Below are 17,007 nucleotides of genomic sequence, written 5' to 3'. Positions count from 1 at the left end.
GTTCTGTACACTCTTTCCCTTCACGACGTTTTTCCGATCTCAGGCTCCTCGCTTGCGATGATGTCTTTGAATTCTTGTTCTGTTTTAATTTCTTTCATAAGTAAAACTCCTTTCAATATCACACGAATTTATATGCAAAATTCGTATTTGCAAACTTATTATTTGTTTTTTAGTTTTGTAGTTCGTTCACACTTATAAAATTGTATGTAACATGACTGCGCTACTAAGTGTGAAAATAACGAAACCTCACTTTTCTTTATAAGCTTTTTCCAGGATTGTGTCAAACTTTTGAATTTTATACAGAAATTAAAGAAGCCCACACTTTGATTGAGTATGGGCAGAGGGACTAAAATTAATCGCTTATTAATTTCGAATAGATATTTAAATCGATAAGCTTTCCAGCTGATTTTTCGCTCTTTCTCAGAGTACCTTCAAAAGTAAAGTTTAATTTTTCTAATACTTTTATGGAATTTACATTTGCAGGTTCAACTTTTGCTTCAGCACGATTTAGTTTTAGATGTGTAAAAGCATAATCTAATAAAGAGGATATTGCTTCAGGTGCATATCCTTTACCCCAAAATGTTTTTGAAATATCATAGCCAATCTCAGTCTTTGAGTTTTCAAAATCTAAGGAATTATAGCCACATGAACCGATAATGTGATTAGATTCTTTTTCAATAATAGTAAAACGTATAGCTTTATTGTTTTGAGCGAGTTCGTTAAGGAATTGAATCATATCTTTTGCCTCGTTCTCATCAGTGAAATTACTTATATTCATGAATTTAGTGACATCAGGATCAGACCATATTTTAAACATACTTAGTGAATCAGATGCTTTCATTTTCCTTAAATATAATCTCTGTGAGTGTAGTTCTGTAATCAATACTTTTACCTCCGTTATGTTGTAATGATAGGTAGATTAAAAATATTGATATCTGCGCATAATTCAGTCCCTTCTAGATTAATTAACTTTTATTATACAAGAAAATTACTACATTGAACAAAGGCGTTAATTGGAGGTAACGAAATGACAAACTCATCAATTGAATATTGCGTTCAGTGTGATTAAGAAAGTGGTGTATAAAGATGGGACGAGATGAGAGTTACTTCCAAACTAAAAAAAGAGTAGATAATTTAAAAACATTTTACATTCATTTAACCATCTACTTACTAGTCAATCTGATGCTTTTTTTACTTTTTAAGTAGTGAATTAGCTATTTTTTATTTTAATTACAAAAATTGAATAAGGTTAGAAATTATATGGTTGTAATGGGAATTAAGGGATATGAATAAAAAAATTTATCCCGCATTAACGGGCAGTAAGATCCTCACCTCAAAATTCAGCGGAAGCAAAGAAGTTAGGTGGAGTCGGGCTGCCCGTAAAAGCCCGATTGGTGAGGGCTGATTAAAGTTTCACTTTATTAGGGATTTGCCTTAAACATTTATTACAGTCAAGAATATTTATAATAATATGAACTAAAAAAGGTCCAATTTTTGTAATGTTGGAGGGGATTATTGTGGACATAACTCAAAGCGTATCAAGAATAGTGGTTAATGGGAAAGACCTTTCTTTCACTTCAGTTCAAACCTCTGCATGGAATCATGGACCTGTAAATGATTTAATCGTTACGACGAATCAGAGAGTGAATGAGCTTTATCAATTCATGTGGTCACAAGTACCGGTTACGATTTCGGTATATTTCCTTCAAGGAGCGGATTTACTTAGGTTCGTTAGGGTTGCGGGAATTAATGAGCGTGTAACAGGAGAATATGTATATCATTTCATTTGGTAATAAGAAGGAGTCAAAGTAGTCTAGCAGCTACTTTTTTATTTTGTCATTTGAATATAAGCGAGCGGACTAGCTTTATAGTACCCACTGAAATAAAGAATCATAATATAATTTGTAATAACTTATACGGGAAGGGAGCTGAAAATCATGTTTTATTCATATTTTAATTCTGAAACTGGTATGCGACCAGCGTATGGTACATCTATAACGTATAGTGGAGCACAAAGTACAGTCCAAGCTATTCAACAAGCATTGCAAATGCAACAACAATTGCAAATGCAGCAGCAAGGTGTACAACCGTATTATTCTTCCATAGAGTATTTTTACCCAGTACATCATGTTACACCGTACGGAAGTTCTTTTCTTACTATTCCATATGGAACTGTATACAACTTATAACTAATAAGGAATGAAGTGGTGTATATAAATAAGGGTGCAGGTTAATAGCGCCCTTATGAATAATAAAAATAGCTAGTCCAAACCTTATAAATCAATCTTACATAATATGTAGTAATAAGTTTGAAAGGGGAATTAGTATGTCTTGTTATTACTACTGTAAGTATTGTAAGGAGTATAAAAAGAAGCATCATGATTGTTGTAAGAACACTAGTAAGTGCCATGATAACAAGGACAATCTTGTTAGAGCATCCGCATTTAGAGCTAGAAATACAGTAAATCAAAATGTTCCTGCTAATACTTTTGTGAAAGTGTTATTTCAAAATGAACAATTTGATTTAGCGAATGAGTATAATCCAGCAACATCTATTTTTATGCCGAAGACTAAAGGAGTATATTCTATTATTGGAACGATTGGTTTCTTTCCAAATGATCCAACTTTAAATTATAGAGCGCGTGTAGAAATTCGTGTGAATGGAAACGCAGCGATAGCTATAGATAATGACTTTTTTGGTCCAATAAGTTTTGGAAATGTAGTAAGTGTTTCGACGATTGTTCAATTGAATGCAGGGGATGAAGTTGAGATTTATGCACAAAGTAGTATAGATGGAGTTTTAAGTCCTTTAGAAGATGGTGCACATTTTGAAGCAGCTAGATTTCCTTCTCCAATTAAATAAAGTCATTAAACAATGAATTTACAGAAGCTTAAAGGTAAACCCTCACCGAAATGGTGAGGGTTTTTTACTCTATTAAAAATAGTAACAGGTCGTCCAAGCTATTCTAATCTATATAGCATACTATGTAAAAATAAGTGTAAAGGGGGACTAACTATGTCTTATTATTACTGTAAGTATTGTAAAGATTACAAAAAGGAAAGTCATGATTGTTATAGGAAAAGTAGTAAATGTGATAGGAAGTATGTAAAGGTGAAGTGTTGTGATGATAAGAAAGAGGAGCTTGTAAGGGCATCGGCATTTAGAGCTGTGAATACAGTTAATCAACCTGTTCTAGCAAATACTCCTGTTAAAGTATTATTTCAAAATGAACAATTTGATCTAGCGAATGAATATAATCCAGTAACATCCATTTTCACTCCGAAAACTAGAGGGGTATATAATGTATTAGGAAATATAACATTTTCTCCAAATGATTTTAATGTGAATTACAGAGCTAGAGTAGAAATTCGTGTAAATGGAAATCCAGCAATAGCGATAGATAATGATTTCTTTGGAACAGGAGTATTTTTTAATAATGATGTTTCAGTAACTACTATTCTTCAATTAGAAGCAGGAGATTTAGTTGAAGTTTTTGCAGAAAGTAGTATTGCGGGCGTAATTATACAAAATGTTAATGGTTTAAATACGGTTCACTTTGAAGCAGCAAGATTTCCTTCTCCAATTAAATAAAACAGATCATTAAATATTTTTTAGTAGGTTTAGTTAATCCCCTTACCAAATGGTGGGGGATTATTATTGTTTTTCTAAAATATATAAGTAAATAGGTAAAGTATAGTTTAATTTTCAGAGGCTTCAACCTTCTTCAGGTATTGAACAAAATAATATGTAAATAAGTAACATGCTTCTGAAAACTCATTGTTAGTAAGTTTACTAGTTTTCTTATAGAACAAGAAAGACGGAATACATAAAAAATCGTATCATTACGTTTTTTTTACTATATAGAAATTACATATTGAACATAGATTTGTGTAGGCAATGCTAATACACTGAAAAGAATAACATAAAGGCGAGTACACTATATAAAAACAAAATCAATCCTAAGATGAGTAGTATTGGATGCAGCTTGAACATATTTGACCTCCTTGTGTATATAAAGAATTTTAATATATTGTTGGTCAATTTAGAAGGGGGACGGTTACATAAAAAAAGAGCATACATAAAAAGTACGCTCTAAAGAAAGATAGGTTTTATGAGTGGATAATCTCCATACGATAATATATGTTCTTTTAATAAAAACGTGTAAAAAATCAATGAATTATCAATGGAATATCATAAAATGTGTAATTTTAGTTTAGGAATGCATCTATTTTCTTTCTCAGTTATTTTAGGTAACAAATTTGTGAAAATCGTACATTATGCGGACTAACAACGGGATAGCGATCGTACTTCAGTCACATATTTCTTAAAGTCTGGATATTGCGTGATAGTTTGACATCTAGGGGTGCATAGTTGATTAATTATAGACACATTTGTAATTACTTCGTTACAAGGACCGAAAAATGTAACTTTTAGTTTTGAATTTGGTGGGATTTTGAACACGATAGGTTTTTTTTCCATGAAATCAGCTCCTAATATTGAGTATTATAAGTTAAAGGATGTAGAGTCGTATTAGTATAATATGAAACTTCAGTGGATTTGCTTATAATAAAGAATTTCATAGTAGTAAAATTGCTTAAAGATGTAAAGGGGAAATTGAGAATGCGAAATAAAACGTTTAATTAATATAATCAATAAATACGCAAATGGTTAATATAACTAATGCATTTTTTTATTTTCTACATATTATGTTAGTAAGAATTGTATAAGGAGGTAGTATAAAATAGTGGAAGAAAATGTACAAGCTCAGCTTTCGCCACCGTGGATCACATATTTTAATGAATTAAAAAATTCAATAGGTGCTGATCCAACTGTTACAGTTGGGCCGCTTATTCCTGTTGGTGGTAATTATATTATTTTAGTGCATGCGTTAAGTAATGAAAAAGCGAGAGCATTAGCAACGCTTTTAAAATCTTTTGTACAATTTGGGAATGTAAGTGTGACAGTTATTGTAACGAATAATGAGAATGAAATTGTAAATCCATTTCCTTGTCCACTAGATGCATTTGAAATAGCTCATTTATTTCAAGTAGCACTAGAAAATAATCCTTATTTTGAACAAGTTGTGGTACAGCCTCAGTTCCCTGGCGGACCGAATGTTGTCTTTCCGGTTTTCGCCGCGGAAGTCATTCAGTTTTTCAATGACGATATTTCTAACTTATGTCAAACGTTTACAGGTGTTGCTGCCAATGTATTTCGTGATGTAATGAATGATGAGGTTTGTGATAGCCCAATATTATTTTCTACAAGTTGTGTTATGAACAGTGAAAATACACAATTACAAAATAAAGATTTAACACCAAAATTGTTTTATTAGACTATAAAAAGACATTTTCATGAATAGAAAATGTCTTTTTTATGCACCAATAGTGTGCAGATTGGACAATTGTAGGTTAGTAGGAATAATTTTCTATTAATTAAAAATTTTCTGAATCTAAAATTTCATGGAAAGATAGTAATTTTGACTTAAGAATATATAGAAAATGAGGAATGATTTATATTAGCTGAAAGGGAATTGATATTGGAAGTTTTAATTTAATAATGTAGGGGGATTTTTTCTAATATCCGTAAAAATGATTGATACCTTGATTGATAGGACGAGATTACATAACAAATGAATAGTAGGGTATATTTCAAATATGAGAATGTTTTATATGGTATATATATTAAAGTTAATAGAAATATTTCTGAAAGAGAATATATTTTTTAAAACAGTAACTATTCTTTTTATTTATATTATAGATAGCTAGTTTTAGAGAGATAAGGCTTACAATAAAACAAGCTATGAATAAGACATTAAAAAGGAGCTGGAATGTATGGGTTATATTGTAGATATTTCAAAATGGAATGGAACTATCAATTGGGATATTGCAGCATCTCAGCTAGATTTAGTGATTGCTAGAGTTCAAGATGGCTCTAATACGGTGGATTTTATGTATCAAAATTATGTTAGTGAAATGAAAAAGTATAGTATCCCATTCGGTAATTATGCTTTTTGCCGTTTTATATCTATTGCTGATGCAAAAAAAGAGGCACAAGATTTTTGGAATCGTGGTGATCAATCAGCTAAGTTTTGGGTGGCGGACGTAGAAGTTCAAACGATGGCAGATATGCAAGGCGGGACACAGGCATTTATTGATGAATTACGCCGTTTAGGTGCGGAAAAAGTAGGATTATATGTAGGGCATCACATGTATTTATCATTTGGAGCACGTAATATTGAAGCTGATTTCGTATGGATCCCTCGTTATGGAGGGAATAAGCCAGCATATCCATGTGATATTTGGCAATATACGGATTCAGGGAATGTTCCTGGGATTGGGAAATGTGATCTGAATCGATTAGTAGGAAATAAGTCACTTTCTTGGTTTATAGATTCGAACAAAGCAAATCAATCTAACATAGTGTATAAACAGCAACCGAATGGCATTGGTATTGCAGTTTCGAAATATCCTGATGGATACGGAATAAATTTATATGAGAATCCCATGAATCCTCAATTTACAGGTGCACTCACTCAGAAAATTCCATATTTAATCTTAACAGGTTATTGGGGAGGCGGTGAGCAAGATATGATTTGTTTAGGGAACGATAAGCAGTGGGCATATTTAAAACATTTTAAGGTGAAATGGTTTTATGCAACTTCGAAATATCCTGTCGGCTACAGAGTAAATTATTATGAAGAGCCTGAATGTATGAATTATAAAGGAAATATAGATGGATCGACATCTTTTCGAGTGTGGGGTAGAGTGGGAAATGCGGTAGATATCGGGCAGAATAGTTGGATACCTGAAGAACATGTAAGTATTAAGTAACTATAGCAGCCGTATTGTTTTTGAGGTGTATGTAAAGAGTCTTCTTACTATACATAATAGTAAGAAGACTCTTTATGTTTAAAAATGGAAATGCATGATACATAGTCAACTCATATGAAATGAATTACATGCAGAAAACACACTGTTTTCACAATGCCTGTGTATAGTTAATTTGCATAATGATAAAAGTGAGGTATTTGAATTGAAAAAGAAAAAAATATTTATTGGAACAATTATTTCATGCGTGATGCTAGCATTATCTGCATGTGGTTCTTCAGACAACGTAGTAACATCAAAAGTAGGAAATGTTACAGAGAAAGAATTAAGTAAAGAATTAAGACAACAATATGGAGAAAGTACTTTATATCAAATGATGTTAAGTAAGGCATTGTTAGATAAATATAAAGTTTCGGATGAGGAAGCAAAAAAGAAAGTAGAAGAAGCAAAAGATAAAATGGGTGAGAACTTTAAATCAACTTTAGAACAACTTGGATTGAAAAATGAAGATGAATTAAAAGAAAAAATGAAGCCAGAAATTGCATTTGAGAAAGCGATTAAAGCAACAGTCACAGAAAAAGATGTGAAAGATAACTATAAACCAGAAATGAAAGTAAGTCACATTTTAGTGAAAGATGAAAAGACAGCTAAAGAAGTAAAGGAGAAAGTAAATAATGGTGAAGATTTTGCTGCCTTAGCAAAACAGTATTCAGAAGATACTGGTTCAAAGGAACAGGGCGGGGAAATATCTGGTTTTGCTCCTGGACAAACAGTGAAAGAATTTGAGGAAGCTGCGTATAAATTAGATGCAGGCCAAGTAAGTGATCCAGTTAAAACAACTTACGGTTACCATATTATTAAAGTGACGGATAAAAAAGAATTGAAGCCATTTGATGAAGTAAAGGAAAAAATTCGTAAAGATTTAGAACAACAAAGACTACAAGATACGACAGGTAAATGGAAACAACAAGTAGTCAATGATTTATTGAAAGATGCTGATATTAAAGTGAATAATAAAGAATTTAAAGATACATTTAAATTTCTAGAAAAGAAATAATGATTGTAATCATAATTAGAAAAGGGAACTCATATAGAGTTCCCTTTTCTAATTAGTGTGTGAGTTATAAATAGATAGTAAGACAATACAATATTACATTTAAATATTAAGAATTACAATGGAAAATAATGGATGATAATTAAAGGTGCTATACTATTTCAACGAAAGTGGATATTATACGGTTTTCATTATGCAAGTTTGTTACATATATTTATTCTTTAATAATGGATATCGAACATAATTTAAAAAATAATACATATAATGTTTTTGAATAAATATTTAATATGGATAATTAGTAAAAAGCTGAGCATTCGAATGGAAAGGATGTTCTTTTTGGTGTGAAAATTTTAGGATAAATAATGAATCGTATTAAACGCGTCATTTACCACATCAATAAATTAAGGTGGGGAGAATATATGAAAGTAATCTTTCAAGGAGAGGGCGGCGCGAAAATTTTTGAGTCATATGATGAAAATGTAAGTGATTTATTAGCTATATTAAAAGAAACGAAAGGGATTAAAATCGGAATTGTTGAGTATAAAGTGTTAAAGTACGAACTTAATTATTTTCGTCATCCGAAAAAAGCGGATACAGAGAGAGAGTTACATATAATAGTACAACCTAAGTATATGTAATGAAATATAATAATAAAAATCACTGATTCAGTTTTGTAAAGTTTCATAGAGTATGTAAGAAAAGAGAGTGTTGTAAATGCTCTCTTTTCTTATGCTTTGTGAGTTCGTTCATCATAGTATATGTGTTCAGTTATAGATGGTTAATAAACGAAAAAATTTAAAACTTTTTTGTTTAGGCAGGGATTTTATATTTGAGTAAATAAATATACTATGAAGTATTTTTTATACGAATATTGGAGGAGTATAAAATGAGTTTAGCAAGTTACATAGGCTGTAATGTAGAAATTCCGTTAACGGAGCCCGATTCTAATGATGTAATTGTTTTTGGACCATGTTTTGCAGATGAAAGTATGCTTGAAATTGTACAAGATTATCAATTCTAAAAAAATTATATATATGAGGTTTCAACTAGTTGGGGAATTGAACTTGTCGAGTGGCAAAACGTAAAGGAAAAAAAAGAAGCGAAAGAAAAACTTTTAACTTTATGCAAGATTATGGAAGGTTATTTGGAAGATGGAGACTATTTCGAATTATTCAGTTGTTGGGTTGGTGATGAAGATAAGGAACGAGTAGGGGAATTGAAATTAAAAATAAATCATTTTAATATAGATGAATTATGTATTCCAGAAAGAACATTAGTTAGAATAGAAAAATAAACATTGAAATATTTTTTAAGAAAAGGCGATTTCACTTTGTGTGAAGTCGCCTTTTAGTTGTTATATGCATTTTACATAAGAAATGAGAAGTTTATTTGATAAAGGAAAAAGTATGGAGATAAATAAAATTATGTTTTTTGTTAAAAAATAATAAGTATGGCTCTTCTCGAAAGAACGTAAGTTCGTGTATAATAAGAACGAATGTTCTTTTGAGAGGTAACCTAATTATAGTTTAGAAGTAAATCCGAGTTTAGTGCGTATTAAAAATAACTAAGGGATAGTATGGCTAAATAAATGTATAAATGATCAAGGAGATAAAAATGAACGATGTAAAGATACAAAAAGAAGAAAGAGAGTGGGTTCCGTTTACAGTAATATCCGAACAACTTTTAAATATGAGAAAGATTATTGGAGAGAAATTAAAAGTACAAAAACCGCTTTTAACAAACGAAGCAAAAGAGAGAATTTCTGATAAATTATTAACGTCATTACTGTCTGAGAAAGAAATATTGGTAACATATTTTGAAGATGGTTACATACTAACAAACTACATGACTGTTGTACATATCAATCCGGTAAAACAAATTGTAATTTGTACAGACGCCTTTTATAAAACTTACGTATTTAACGCTATGGATATTATTGAAATAACGTAAAAGAAGCTGAATATTAAATGGCAGCTTCTTTTATTTCTGATTTATGAGACAAATAATACAAGAAAAAGCAGCTAGCTTCGTGCTAGCTGCTGAGCCCCAGGGAAAGGGAGAAAAAGATAGGGTACTCCAAAATCAACAAGAGCTGTCAAACAGCCTGATTATAGTATAGACAAATTAAAATTTTCTATACAAAAAGTTGAACATAAGATTAGGCTGTACCCACTTGGTTTTGATCTGCAAGGTCAGAATCAAATGTATTGGTCGCGCTAACACCGCTAAAAGTATTAACAACAAAACCAACGTTTGATGCGCCAGAGCCATTATAAGCTTTCGTATTTTCTTTTGGAGAAACGTTGTAGAAATCACCTAAGTTAAATGAACCATTACTATTTTGTACAACTAAATTCCCTACAACTGATGGCATAATTTTCACCTGCTTTATAATAAGTTGTTAACATTACTATATGGAGTTATAGTCCAGATGGTTCATATAATAAAAATTGTGGAATAGTAAAACGTTTGGAGCATGGATTTCAATAAAAGTGTGTTAAAATTAATATAATAAAGTTGAGTAATTTTTTAAAAAAATTTGTATAATTGATATATACGAAAATAAAGGAGGCAAAATGTAATGAAAGATATTATGAAAAAAGTTGATTTAACAGATGCCAAATCAAGTAATCTTGTTGCACTAATTTATAGTAATGAAGTTATATTAGTTGAAGACGCATTTTGTCCAAATGAAATAAAATTAAAGTTTAATGAAATTGCAATTTTATCTGCAATTAAAACAGCTCATATTGCGAAAGTGTCTATTAGGAAAGAACTTGAAGCGCTTTTTCATGATACGGGTGTTATATTAGTGAAACAAAATGTTGATTATGGTAGTAGCCAATCTATTACCATGCATTTTGAGCAATTTAAAAAATTGCAATATGAGATTGAATATTTAAATAAAAGTATGTAATAAGGCAGCTAAATAAAGGTTCTATCATAAAGGTGGAATGTGTTGTGTTGAAAAAGTGGTTTGAAAATTATTTGGGTGAATCGCATTGTAAACATAAATATATTTTTATTAAGATGCAGGATAATGAGGATTTTAAAAAAGTACATTAGGTGTAGTTTATATTTACCAGTGTGAGAAATGTGGAAAAGAGAAGTTGAAATGTAAAAACGATAATGAAATAAACAATGAATTTTTAGATATATAGCAAAAAGTAACCATGATGGTTACTTTTTTTATTTATGTATGCAATATCAAAACCATTACTAAAGTATGAGTTGAGTTGATACTATAGTAAATGGCTGAATAAAAATGAAGAGAGTAAGATATAGGGAAGGAGGATGAGAGAAATGCAGAGAAAAGAAATTGGTAAATCTGTAATTATTACAGGTGTGACACAAGGGTTAGGACGTGCGATGGTTGACCGATTTGATGAATTAGGGTGGAACATATATGGTTGTGGACGTTCAAAAGATAAAATTGAAGAACTAAAAAAACAGTACAGTAAAATACATGATTTTCAAGTAATTGATGTTTCAGATTCTCAGCAAGTTAACAACTGGGCAAATTATATACTTAATAGACATACGGCTCCCGATATGATAGTAAATAATGCATCGATTGTAAATCAAAATGCACAACTTTGGAAAATTACGGCTCAAGAATTCGAAAATGTAATGAATGTAAACGTGAATGGTGTAGTGAATGTAATAAGAGCGTTTGTTCCCGCAATGGTAGCTAGGAAAGAAGGAATTATCATTAATATGAGTTCTAGTTGGGGGAGAGAAGGTGAAGCTGAGCTTGCGCCATATTGTGCCTCGAAATTTGCAATTGAAGGTATCACTAAATCTATGGCACTGGAATTACCTCATGGCATGGCTGTAGTTGCTTTAGATCCTGGAGGGAGTATTAGTACTCCAATGCTGAAGTCATGTGCGCCACAATATATAAATGAATCACCTACACCTGAAACTTGGTCACATAAAGCAACTCAATATATATTGAATATAACAATAGATAAAAATGGAGATTCGTTGACATGCCCAGCATGCATATAAAAAGCACCTTTAAGGTGCTTTTTATATTAGTAGCACATTATATCATTCACAAAATTACATTTGAAAAATAAAATAAAAGATTAAGGGTGGAATTTATTTATTCCGCTATTTGCCAATCAGTAAGACCCCCACCTCAAAATTCAGCGAAAGCAAAGAATTTAGGCGGGGGATGAAGAAAACCCCACTGATTAAAGTTTCACTTTATTTTGAAGGGTTTAGAAAATATTTAAATAGGTGATAAAAATGAATCCAAGCGGTTTAAAAGTTACAGGGGCATGGTTTCAAGTAGGAGGGAACCTTACAGCTGCAATTGGAACGACAAGAGGATTTATTGGAGAAGAGAAAGTTGAATCGGATCTTGTTATTGTAGGAAGCTCATTACAAGCCCTCGGGTATATATTACAAATCATTGCGAGCAATTATGATGATGGGGAAGAAAAAAGAGAAAATCAAAATATAGGCTTAGAGAATCAAAGTAAATTACTTGATCAAATAGGAATTGAGCTATTAGCATTAGGGAATATATCAAATGTAATAGGAACATATTTTAATATAAATGAACAATCGAAAGAAAATGATTATCTTATTATTACAGGGAACAGTTTACAATCGATCGGTGCTTTTTTAGGAGTAGAAGCAGCTTTGATGGATATAAATGTACTACAGAAAATGATTATATTAGGTAACTCCATGCAAAGTTTAGGTGCTGGATTACAAGCGTATCAAGGTGTTTCAAATGTATTGAAAGATGAGAGAGAAAATGAAGATAGTATTTTTGATAAGAAGGATGAGAGAATAATTGCACTCATTGGTATTTGGATACAAGCGATAGGAACGTTAATTTCTGCAATTGGAGTAACTGCAATAGAGGAAGAAAATAGGCTAGAAAACAATGAAAAGGTTGAAATACTTATATAAATAGAAGGAGATACATGAATTTTATAGGTACGTTAAGATTAAAATAGTAGTAGGTTTTTTTGCCTATAGATAGAATATATAAAGTAAGAGATGTTATATATACTTAATGAAAATTTATGTAACAACAACATCATAAGGTTTCTTTACGTATGTTTTGAAAAGGGATATATAAAATACAAAATAAGGAGTTTTCAAGGGATGATGTATTTATTAGCAATTTTTCTTCCACCTGTTGCTGTACTATTTTGTGGAAAACCAATTCAGGCAATAATAAATTTCATATTAACATTAATATTTTGGGTTCCAGGAGTTATACATGCAATTCTTGTAGTGCATGATAAAAAAGCTGATCGGCGTTTGAAAAAACAAATTCAAGCATATGATGAAATTAATAAGAGGAATCGAAGATAATTCATCTGTGAAATGTTTTTAAAAGAAAGGAGGATTAACCTCCTTTTTTTAGTGGGTGTTAAGTTTAAATTTTTGTGTGGCGGAAAGAATTTTTAATATAAGTTTTATGATAATAACTTTTAGATTGTGCATGTAATAGGCCAGTATAAATACTTTCTGGTACATTAAAGAAATCGTACATACCGTTCTTTAATTGGATTCGCAAAATCATAGAAAAAGGATTATAGCCAACAGCAACTATATTTTTTGAAATCACGGGAGATAGCTTCATCATTACGCAACTCCTCACTTTTCATTTTTAATAATTTCTTGTATATGTTGAGGTTGTGATGTTGAAATCCTTATAATTTAAGAGGTATTATACTTATATGCAATATATTAAATGTTTGTTATACGTAATTATAAGGAAGTTCACACGAAGTACATATCGTTGTGCTATTTTTATTTCACCTTTGATTTATAAATAAGAAAATATTGACCATTTGAAAAAAAGGTATATTATTTATACGAGGTATTAAAAATTCACTTTTTACATTCTATGCTTAAAGGGGCAGCGTTATTAGGAAAAATAGAAGTGAAAATAGTTTGTATAAGAAGTATTCTAAAATTTATAATCTGTGAATTGGGAAAATATTGAATGCTCCAGGTCAATATACTTTCTTAATCAAATGCATTTTAGAAAGTGACCTCAATATTTTTAAGTAAATCAACGGGAGAATTGAAAGGCAGGAGAAAGTAACATGTCAGAAAATTATCGTTCTCGAGAGGAACGACGACAAGTTAAAAAGAAAAAACAACCAGCTTCTAAAACACAAAAACCAAAAGGTAAAACATCATTCTTTCGCAAGTTTTTAATTACTTGTTTATTACTTGGTATTGTTGGTTTAGTGGCGGGGGTTGCTACCTTTTTCGTAATGATTAAGGATGCACCAAAACTTGAGAAAGCAAAACTTGTTAATCCGTTATCCTCAAAAATTTATGATAAAAACGGGGATTTGGTATATGAATATGGAAAAGAAAAAAGGACGAATGTTACGTATGAGCAAATACCTAAATTAGTAGAAAATGCATTTTTAGCAACAGAAGATTCACGTTTTTATGAGCATAGCGGAGTAGATTTTAAAGGTACTGCGCGTGCTGTTCTAGTAAGTCTTAAGGGAGATTACGGTTCTCAAGGTGGAAGTACGATAACACAGCAAGTTATTAAAAACTACTTCTTATCAATGGACAAAACACCAAAGCGTAAGGCGCAAGAAATATATTTAGCTTATAAGCTAGAACAACAGTATTCAAAACATGAAATATTAGAGATGTACTTAAATAAAATTAACTTAGGAAACCGTTCATATGGGATCGCAACAGCAGCACAAAACTACTATGGTAAAGAATTGAAGGACTTAACATTACCAGAAGTTGCGATGCTGGCAGGTTTACCGAAAGCACCGAATAACTATGATCCAACGAAAAAAGAAAATGTTCAAAAAGCAACAGAAAGAAGAAATGTTGTTCTAAACTTAATGAATCGACATGGATATATAACAAAACAGGAAATGGAAGAAGCATCAAAAGTTGACGTAGAAAAGGGACTCAAGCCTGCAACTCAACTACAAACAATGCCATACCCTGCATTTATGGATGCAGTTGTGAAAGAAGTAGAAAAAGAATTGCCAGATGCTAATATTGGTTCTGATGGTTTAGAAATTTATACAACGTTAGATCCGAAAGCGCAGAAACTTGCTGATAATATTTTAAATAATAATATCATTGATTATCCGAACGATAAATTCCAAGGTGCATTTACATTTATGGATACGAAAACAGGAGAAGTTCGTGCTATAGGTAGTGGCCGTGGAGAAAATAAAGCTGTATTTAAAGGGCATAATATGGCAATTGAATTAGATCGTGCAGCTGGTTCAACGATGAAGCCGATTTTCGACTACGCTCCTGCAATTGAATATTTAAAATGGGCTACGTACCATCAAATTGATGACTCTCCATTTAAGTATTCAACGGGACAAGAAGTACGAAATTCAGATAGAAGTCATATGGGCCCTATTACAATGCGTGTAGCATTAGAAAAGTCACGAAATATCCCAGCAATTAAGACTGCGAAAGAAGTTGGAATTAATAAATCAAAAGACTTCTCTGAGAAATTAGGCATTACATTTAATACGGCACCGACTGAATCAACAGCGATTGGTACAAATGAAGTATCACCAACTGAAATAGCGGGCGCTTATGCGGCATTTGGTAATGATGGTAAATATACGAAACCGCATTTTGTTAAGAAAGTCGTTTATCCAGATGGTAAGTCACAAAGTTTTGGACAAAAACCAAAACAAGTTATGACAGATTCTACAGCATATATGATTACAGATATGCTTCGTTCTGTAGTTACATCAGGTACTGGTACATCTGCAAATATAGCATCTTTAGATGTAGCTGGTAAAACGGGTACGACAAACTACTCATCAAAACAATTAGCTCAATATAAAATTCCAGAAAGTGCAACTCGTGATAGTTGGTTTGCTGGATATACACCGCAATATACGATGGCAGTATGGACAGGGTATATGAAAGATGGTAAAGACGAGTATATTAGTAGTAAAAATACGAAAATTGCACAGTTGATCTTTAAAGAAATGATGAGTGAAATGGCTACAGATAAATCACGCTTTAAAATGCCAAGTAGCGTTATTCAAGAAGGTAGTGAGCTACGTATAAAAGGTGAAAAACGTGATTCATCGCCAAATACTAGCGTACCGGATACAACGGAGCAACCAAAACAAGATCAACAGCAAAAAACTGAAGAAGAGAAAAAGCAAGAAGAATTAAAGAAACAAGAAGAACTGAAAAAACAAGAAGAGCAAAAGAAACAAGAGGAACTTAAGAAGCAAGAAGAACAAAAGAAACTAGAAGAGCAAAAGAAACAAGAAGAAGAAAAGAAACAAAATGAACAAAATAACGGAAATGGTCAAGGAACGACACCTCCAGCGAATAACGGAGGAGGCCAAGGAACGACACCTCCAGCAAATAACGGAGGAGGCCAAGGAACGACACCTCCAGCGAATAATAATGGAGGTCAAGGAACTCCAACCCCACCTGCAACAGTACAACCAAATAATGGTGGAAATGCAGGAGAGGTTCCTGCCAATAATGGACAATAAGAAAAATTTATAGAAAAATTTTCAAAAGAGCACTTAAGATTTGTAGGAATTTACAATCTTAAGTGCTTTTTTTATTTTGCTACAGAAAATGTAATGTTAAGGGCTGGATAGAAGAAAAAGAGTGAATTAACGTAAAGAGAGGAAAGTCTATTTGCAAAAGATGGTATGTGTTGGTTATCCCGCAAAGTGACTAACTGTGATGAATCATATAAAGTATTAAATAAGTAAAAATTATATTCAAATCTTTAATAAATATCTTTCTTTAATGGTTACTTTAGTTGGGGGAATAATTTAAAAAGTCGAATTTCTTATTTAGGAAATTCGACTTTTTATGTTGAAACTGGAGTGAGGTTAATCTTTATTGCAATGTAGGGGGAATACAGTGATGGCTATTAAATGTTAAACGTGCCATAAAAATTTTGAAAATAAATTGATGGGAAATGATAAAAGACTTGAGCCTGAGGTGGTGGAGCGTAGCTAGGGTGATAAAAGGTAGTGCTACTTGGATGGGCACCATGATGCCAAAATGAAGGGGTAGCTTGACCTGGTGATTGGTATTGTTGCCAAATTGCTGGAAGTTCAATGCCGACATCGGAACTTGCTGTATGAACGGCG

Annotated in this window: 19 protein-coding genes and 4 pseudogenes; 17 read left to right on the top strand and 6 right to left on the bottom strand. The window is 31.8% G+C overall.

Translation table 11 applies throughout. From position 1 onward, the window contains the following. Positions 1–29 precede the first annotated feature (29 nt). Together H6481_RS27225 and H6481_RS27220 are read right to left on the bottom strand one after the other, a co-directional pair. Positions 30–98 (bottom strand): annotated as a pseudogene (locus H6481_RS27225) (thiol reductase thioredoxin); the annotation flags it as partial. Positions 99–352: 254 nt separating this feature from the next. Continuing rightward, complete coding sequence (locus H6481_RS27220) at positions 353–883, bottom strand: GNAT family protein (RefSeq protein WP_098377148.1); 531 nt, start codon at positions 881–883, stop codon at positions 353–355. 203 nt (positions 884–1,086) lie between these two features. Here H6481_RS27220 and H6481_RS27215 point away from each other — a divergent pair. From H6481_RS27215 to H6481_RS27195, 5 genes and pseudogenes are all read left to right on the top strand, one after another. After that, positions 1,087–1,197: pseudogene (locus tag H6481_RS27215) on the top strand (2TM domain-containing protein); the annotation flags it as partial. 320 nt (positions 1,198–1,517) lie between these two features. Then, positions 1,518–1,793 (top strand): hypothetical protein, encoded by a 276-nt coding sequence (locus tag H6481_RS27210; RefSeq protein WP_000355695.1) that lies wholly within the window; start codon positions 1,518–1,520, stop codon positions 1,791–1,793. Between the two features lie 144 nt (positions 1,794–1,937). Beyond that, entirely contained in the window at positions 1,938–2,189 is a 252-nt protein-coding gene (locus H6481_RS27205; RefSeq protein ID WP_000500094.1) for a DUF3947 family protein, read from the top strand. Positions 2,190–2,326: 137 nt separating this feature from the next. After that, positions 2,327–2,863, top strand: a complete 537-nt coding sequence (locus H6481_RS27200) for a hypothetical protein (protein WP_001278088.1) — start codon at positions 2,327–2,329, stop codon at positions 2,861–2,863. Between the two features lie 153 nt (positions 2,864–3,016). Next, positions 3,017–3,592 (top strand): hypothetical protein, encoded by a 576-nt coding sequence (locus H6481_RS27195; RefSeq protein WP_053564576.1) that lies wholly within the window; start codon positions 3,017–3,019, stop codon positions 3,590–3,592. Between the two features lie 693 nt (positions 3,593–4,285). Here H6481_RS27195 and H6481_RS27190 read toward each other — a convergent pair. Next, positions 4,286–4,480 carry a hypothetical protein gene (locus H6481_RS27190; RefSeq protein WP_000412560.1) on the bottom strand — a complete coding sequence of 65 codons (195 nt, stop codon included), beginning with the start codon at positions 4,478–4,480 and terminating at the stop codon, positions 4,286–4,288. Between the two features lie 265 nt (positions 4,481–4,745). On the opposite strand from H6481_RS27190, the gene H6481_RS27185 reads away from it, so the two are divergent. The 6 genes and pseudogenes from H6481_RS27185 (at position 4,746) to H6481_RS27160 (ending at position 9,835) form a co-directional block, all read left to right on the top strand. Then, positions 4,746–5,336, top strand: a complete 591-nt coding sequence (locus H6481_RS27185; protein WP_023521858.1) for a hypothetical protein — start codon at positions 4,746–4,748, stop codon at positions 5,334–5,336. Positions 5,337–5,835: 499 nt separating this feature from the next. Next, positions 5,836–6,834 carry a glycoside hydrolase family 25 protein gene (locus H6481_RS27180; protein ID WP_000540668.1) on the top strand — a complete coding sequence of 333 codons (999 nt, stop codon included), beginning with the start codon at positions 5,836–5,838 and terminating at the stop codon, positions 6,832–6,834. Between the two features lie 202 nt (positions 6,835–7,036). After that, positions 7,037–7,888 carry a peptidylprolyl isomerase PrsA gene (locus tag H6481_RS27175; RefSeq protein WP_000727352.1) on the top strand — a complete coding sequence of 284 codons (852 nt, stop codon included), beginning with the start codon at positions 7,037–7,039 and terminating at the stop codon, positions 7,886–7,888. Positions 7,889–8,304: 416 nt separating this feature from the next. Beyond that, complete coding sequence (locus H6481_RS27170) at positions 8,305–8,523, top strand: hypothetical protein (RefSeq protein ID WP_000864277.1); 219 nt, start codon at positions 8,305–8,307, stop codon at positions 8,521–8,523. Positions 8,524–8,771: 248 nt separating this feature from the next. Next, a pseudogene (locus H6481_RS29030) lies at positions 8,772–9,179 on the top strand (hypothetical protein). Between the two features lie 320 nt (positions 9,180–9,499). Then, positions 9,500–9,835 carry a YolD-like family protein gene (locus tag H6481_RS27160; protein WP_002093988.1) on the top strand — a complete coding sequence of 112 codons (336 nt, stop codon included), beginning with the start codon at positions 9,500–9,502 and terminating at the stop codon, positions 9,833–9,835. Between the two features lie 208 nt (positions 9,836–10,043). Here the strand turns inward: H6481_RS27160 and gerPF are convergent, their stop codons facing one another. Beyond that, a complete protein-coding gene (gene gerPF / locus H6481_RS27155) occupies positions 10,044–10,259 on the bottom strand; it encodes a spore germination protein GerPF (protein ID WP_001141569.1) in 216 nt (71 codons plus the stop codon). A gap of 207 nt (positions 10,260–10,466) precedes the next feature. Between gerPF and H6481_RS27150 the strand changes: the two genes are divergently transcribed. The 5 genes and pseudogenes from H6481_RS27150 to H6481_RS27130 all read left to right on the top strand — a co-directional run bounded on the left by H6481_RS27150 (position 10,467) and on the right by H6481_RS27130 (position 13,225). Next, positions 10,467–10,802, top strand: a complete 336-nt coding sequence (locus H6481_RS27150) for a hypothetical protein (protein ID WP_000651909.1) — start codon at positions 10,467–10,469, stop codon at positions 10,800–10,802. A gap of 44 nt (positions 10,803–10,846) precedes the next feature. Further along, positions 10,847–11,046: pseudogene (locus tag H6481_RS27145) on the top strand (hypothetical protein). 142 nt (positions 11,047–11,188) lie between these two features. Continuing rightward, a complete protein-coding gene (locus tag H6481_RS27140) occupies positions 11,189–11,896 on the top strand; it encodes an SDR family NAD(P)-dependent oxidoreductase (protein ID WP_065483449.1) in 708 nt (235 codons plus the stop codon). Between the two features lie 243 nt (positions 11,897–12,139). Continuing rightward, complete coding sequence (locus H6481_RS27135) at positions 12,140–12,814, top strand: hypothetical protein (RefSeq protein WP_053564572.1); 675 nt, start codon at positions 12,140–12,142, stop codon at positions 12,812–12,814. 198 nt (positions 12,815–13,012) lie between these two features. Continuing rightward, positions 13,013–13,225 (top strand): YqaE/Pmp3 family membrane protein, encoded by a 213-nt coding sequence (locus H6481_RS27130; protein ID WP_000990219.1) that lies wholly within the window; start codon positions 13,013–13,015, stop codon positions 13,223–13,225. A 64-nt stretch (positions 13,226–13,289) separates the two neighbouring features. Here the strand turns inward: H6481_RS27130 and H6481_RS27125 are convergent, their stop codons facing one another. Further along, a complete protein-coding gene (locus tag H6481_RS27125; protein WP_000977080.1) occupies positions 13,290–13,499 on the bottom strand; it encodes a KTSC domain-containing protein in 210 nt (69 codons plus the stop codon). A gap of 466 nt (positions 13,500–13,965) precedes the next feature. Between H6481_RS27125 and H6481_RS27120 the strand changes: the two genes are divergently transcribed. Further along, positions 13,966–16,392 carry a PBP1A family penicillin-binding protein gene (locus H6481_RS27120; protein WP_024927965.1) on the top strand — a complete coding sequence of 809 codons (2,427 nt, stop codon included), beginning with the start codon at positions 13,966–13,968 and terminating at the stop codon, positions 16,390–16,392. 392 nt (positions 16,393–16,784) lie between these two features. On the opposite strand, the gene H6481_RS27115 is transcribed toward H6481_RS27120, so the two are convergent. Continuing rightward, on the bottom strand, positions 16,785–17,007 hold a 223-nt coding region (locus tag H6481_RS27115), incomplete at its 5' end, for a hypothetical protein (protein WP_182813694.1).

The organism is Bacillus sp. ME78 (assembly GCF_903970865.1).
Lineage (GTDB): Bacteria > Bacillota > Bacilli > Bacillales > Bacillaceae_G > Bacillus_A > Bacillus_A cereus.
This window is presented reverse-complemented; position numbering and strand designations above follow the sequence as displayed.

Bases quoted from the DNA above. Each gene is read 5' to 3' on its own strand.
- H6481_RS27160 (WP_002093988.1), top strand. From the start codon at position 9,500: ATGAACGATGTAAAGATACAAAAAGAAGAAAGAGAGTGGGTTCCGTTT.
- H6481_RS27170 (WP_000864277.1), top strand. From the start codon at position 8,305: ATGAAAGTAATCTTTCAAGGAGAGGGCGGCGCGAAAATTTTTGAGTCA.
- H6481_RS27135 (WP_053564572.1), top strand. From the start codon at position 12,140: ATGAATCCAAGCGGTTTAAAAGTTACAGGGGCATGGTTTCAAGTAGGA.
- H6481_RS27180 (WP_000540668.1), top strand. From the start codon at position 5,836: ATGGGTTATATTGTAGATATTTCAAAATGGAATGGAACTATCAATTGG.
- H6481_RS27150 (WP_000651909.1), top strand. From the start codon at position 10,467: ATGAAAGATATTATGAAAAAAGTTGATTTAACAGATGCCAAATCAAGT.
- H6481_RS27130 (WP_000990219.1), top strand. From the start codon at position 13,013: ATGATGTATTTATTAGCAATTTTTCTTCCACCTGTTGCTGTACTATTT.
- H6481_RS27205 (WP_000500094.1), top strand. From the start codon at position 1,938: ATGTTTTATTCATATTTTAATTCTGAAACTGGTATGCGACCAGCGTAT.
- H6481_RS27190 (WP_000412560.1), bottom strand. From the start codon at position 4,480: ATGGAAAAAAAACCTATCGTGTTCAAAATCCCACCAAATTCAAAACTA.
- H6481_RS27140 (WP_065483449.1), top strand. From the start codon at position 11,189: ATGCAGAGAAAAGAAATTGGTAAATCTGTAATTATTACAGGTGTGACA.
- gerPF (WP_001141569.1), bottom strand. From the start codon at position 10,259: ATGCCATCAGTTGTAGGGAATTTAGTTGTACAAAATAGTAATGGTTCA.
- H6481_RS27125 (WP_000977080.1), bottom strand. From the start codon at position 13,499: ATGATGAAGCTATCTCCCGTGATTTCAAAAAATATAGTTGCTGTTGGC.
- H6481_RS27195 (WP_053564576.1), top strand. From the start codon at position 3,017: ATGTCTTATTATTACTGTAAGTATTGTAAAGATTACAAAAAGGAAAGT.
- H6481_RS27120 (WP_024927965.1), top strand. From the start codon at position 13,966: ATGTCAGAAAATTATCGTTCTCGAGAGGAACGACGACAAGTTAAAAAG.
- H6481_RS27200 (WP_001278088.1), top strand. From the start codon at position 2,327: ATGTCTTGTTATTACTACTGTAAGTATTGTAAGGAGTATAAAAAGAAG.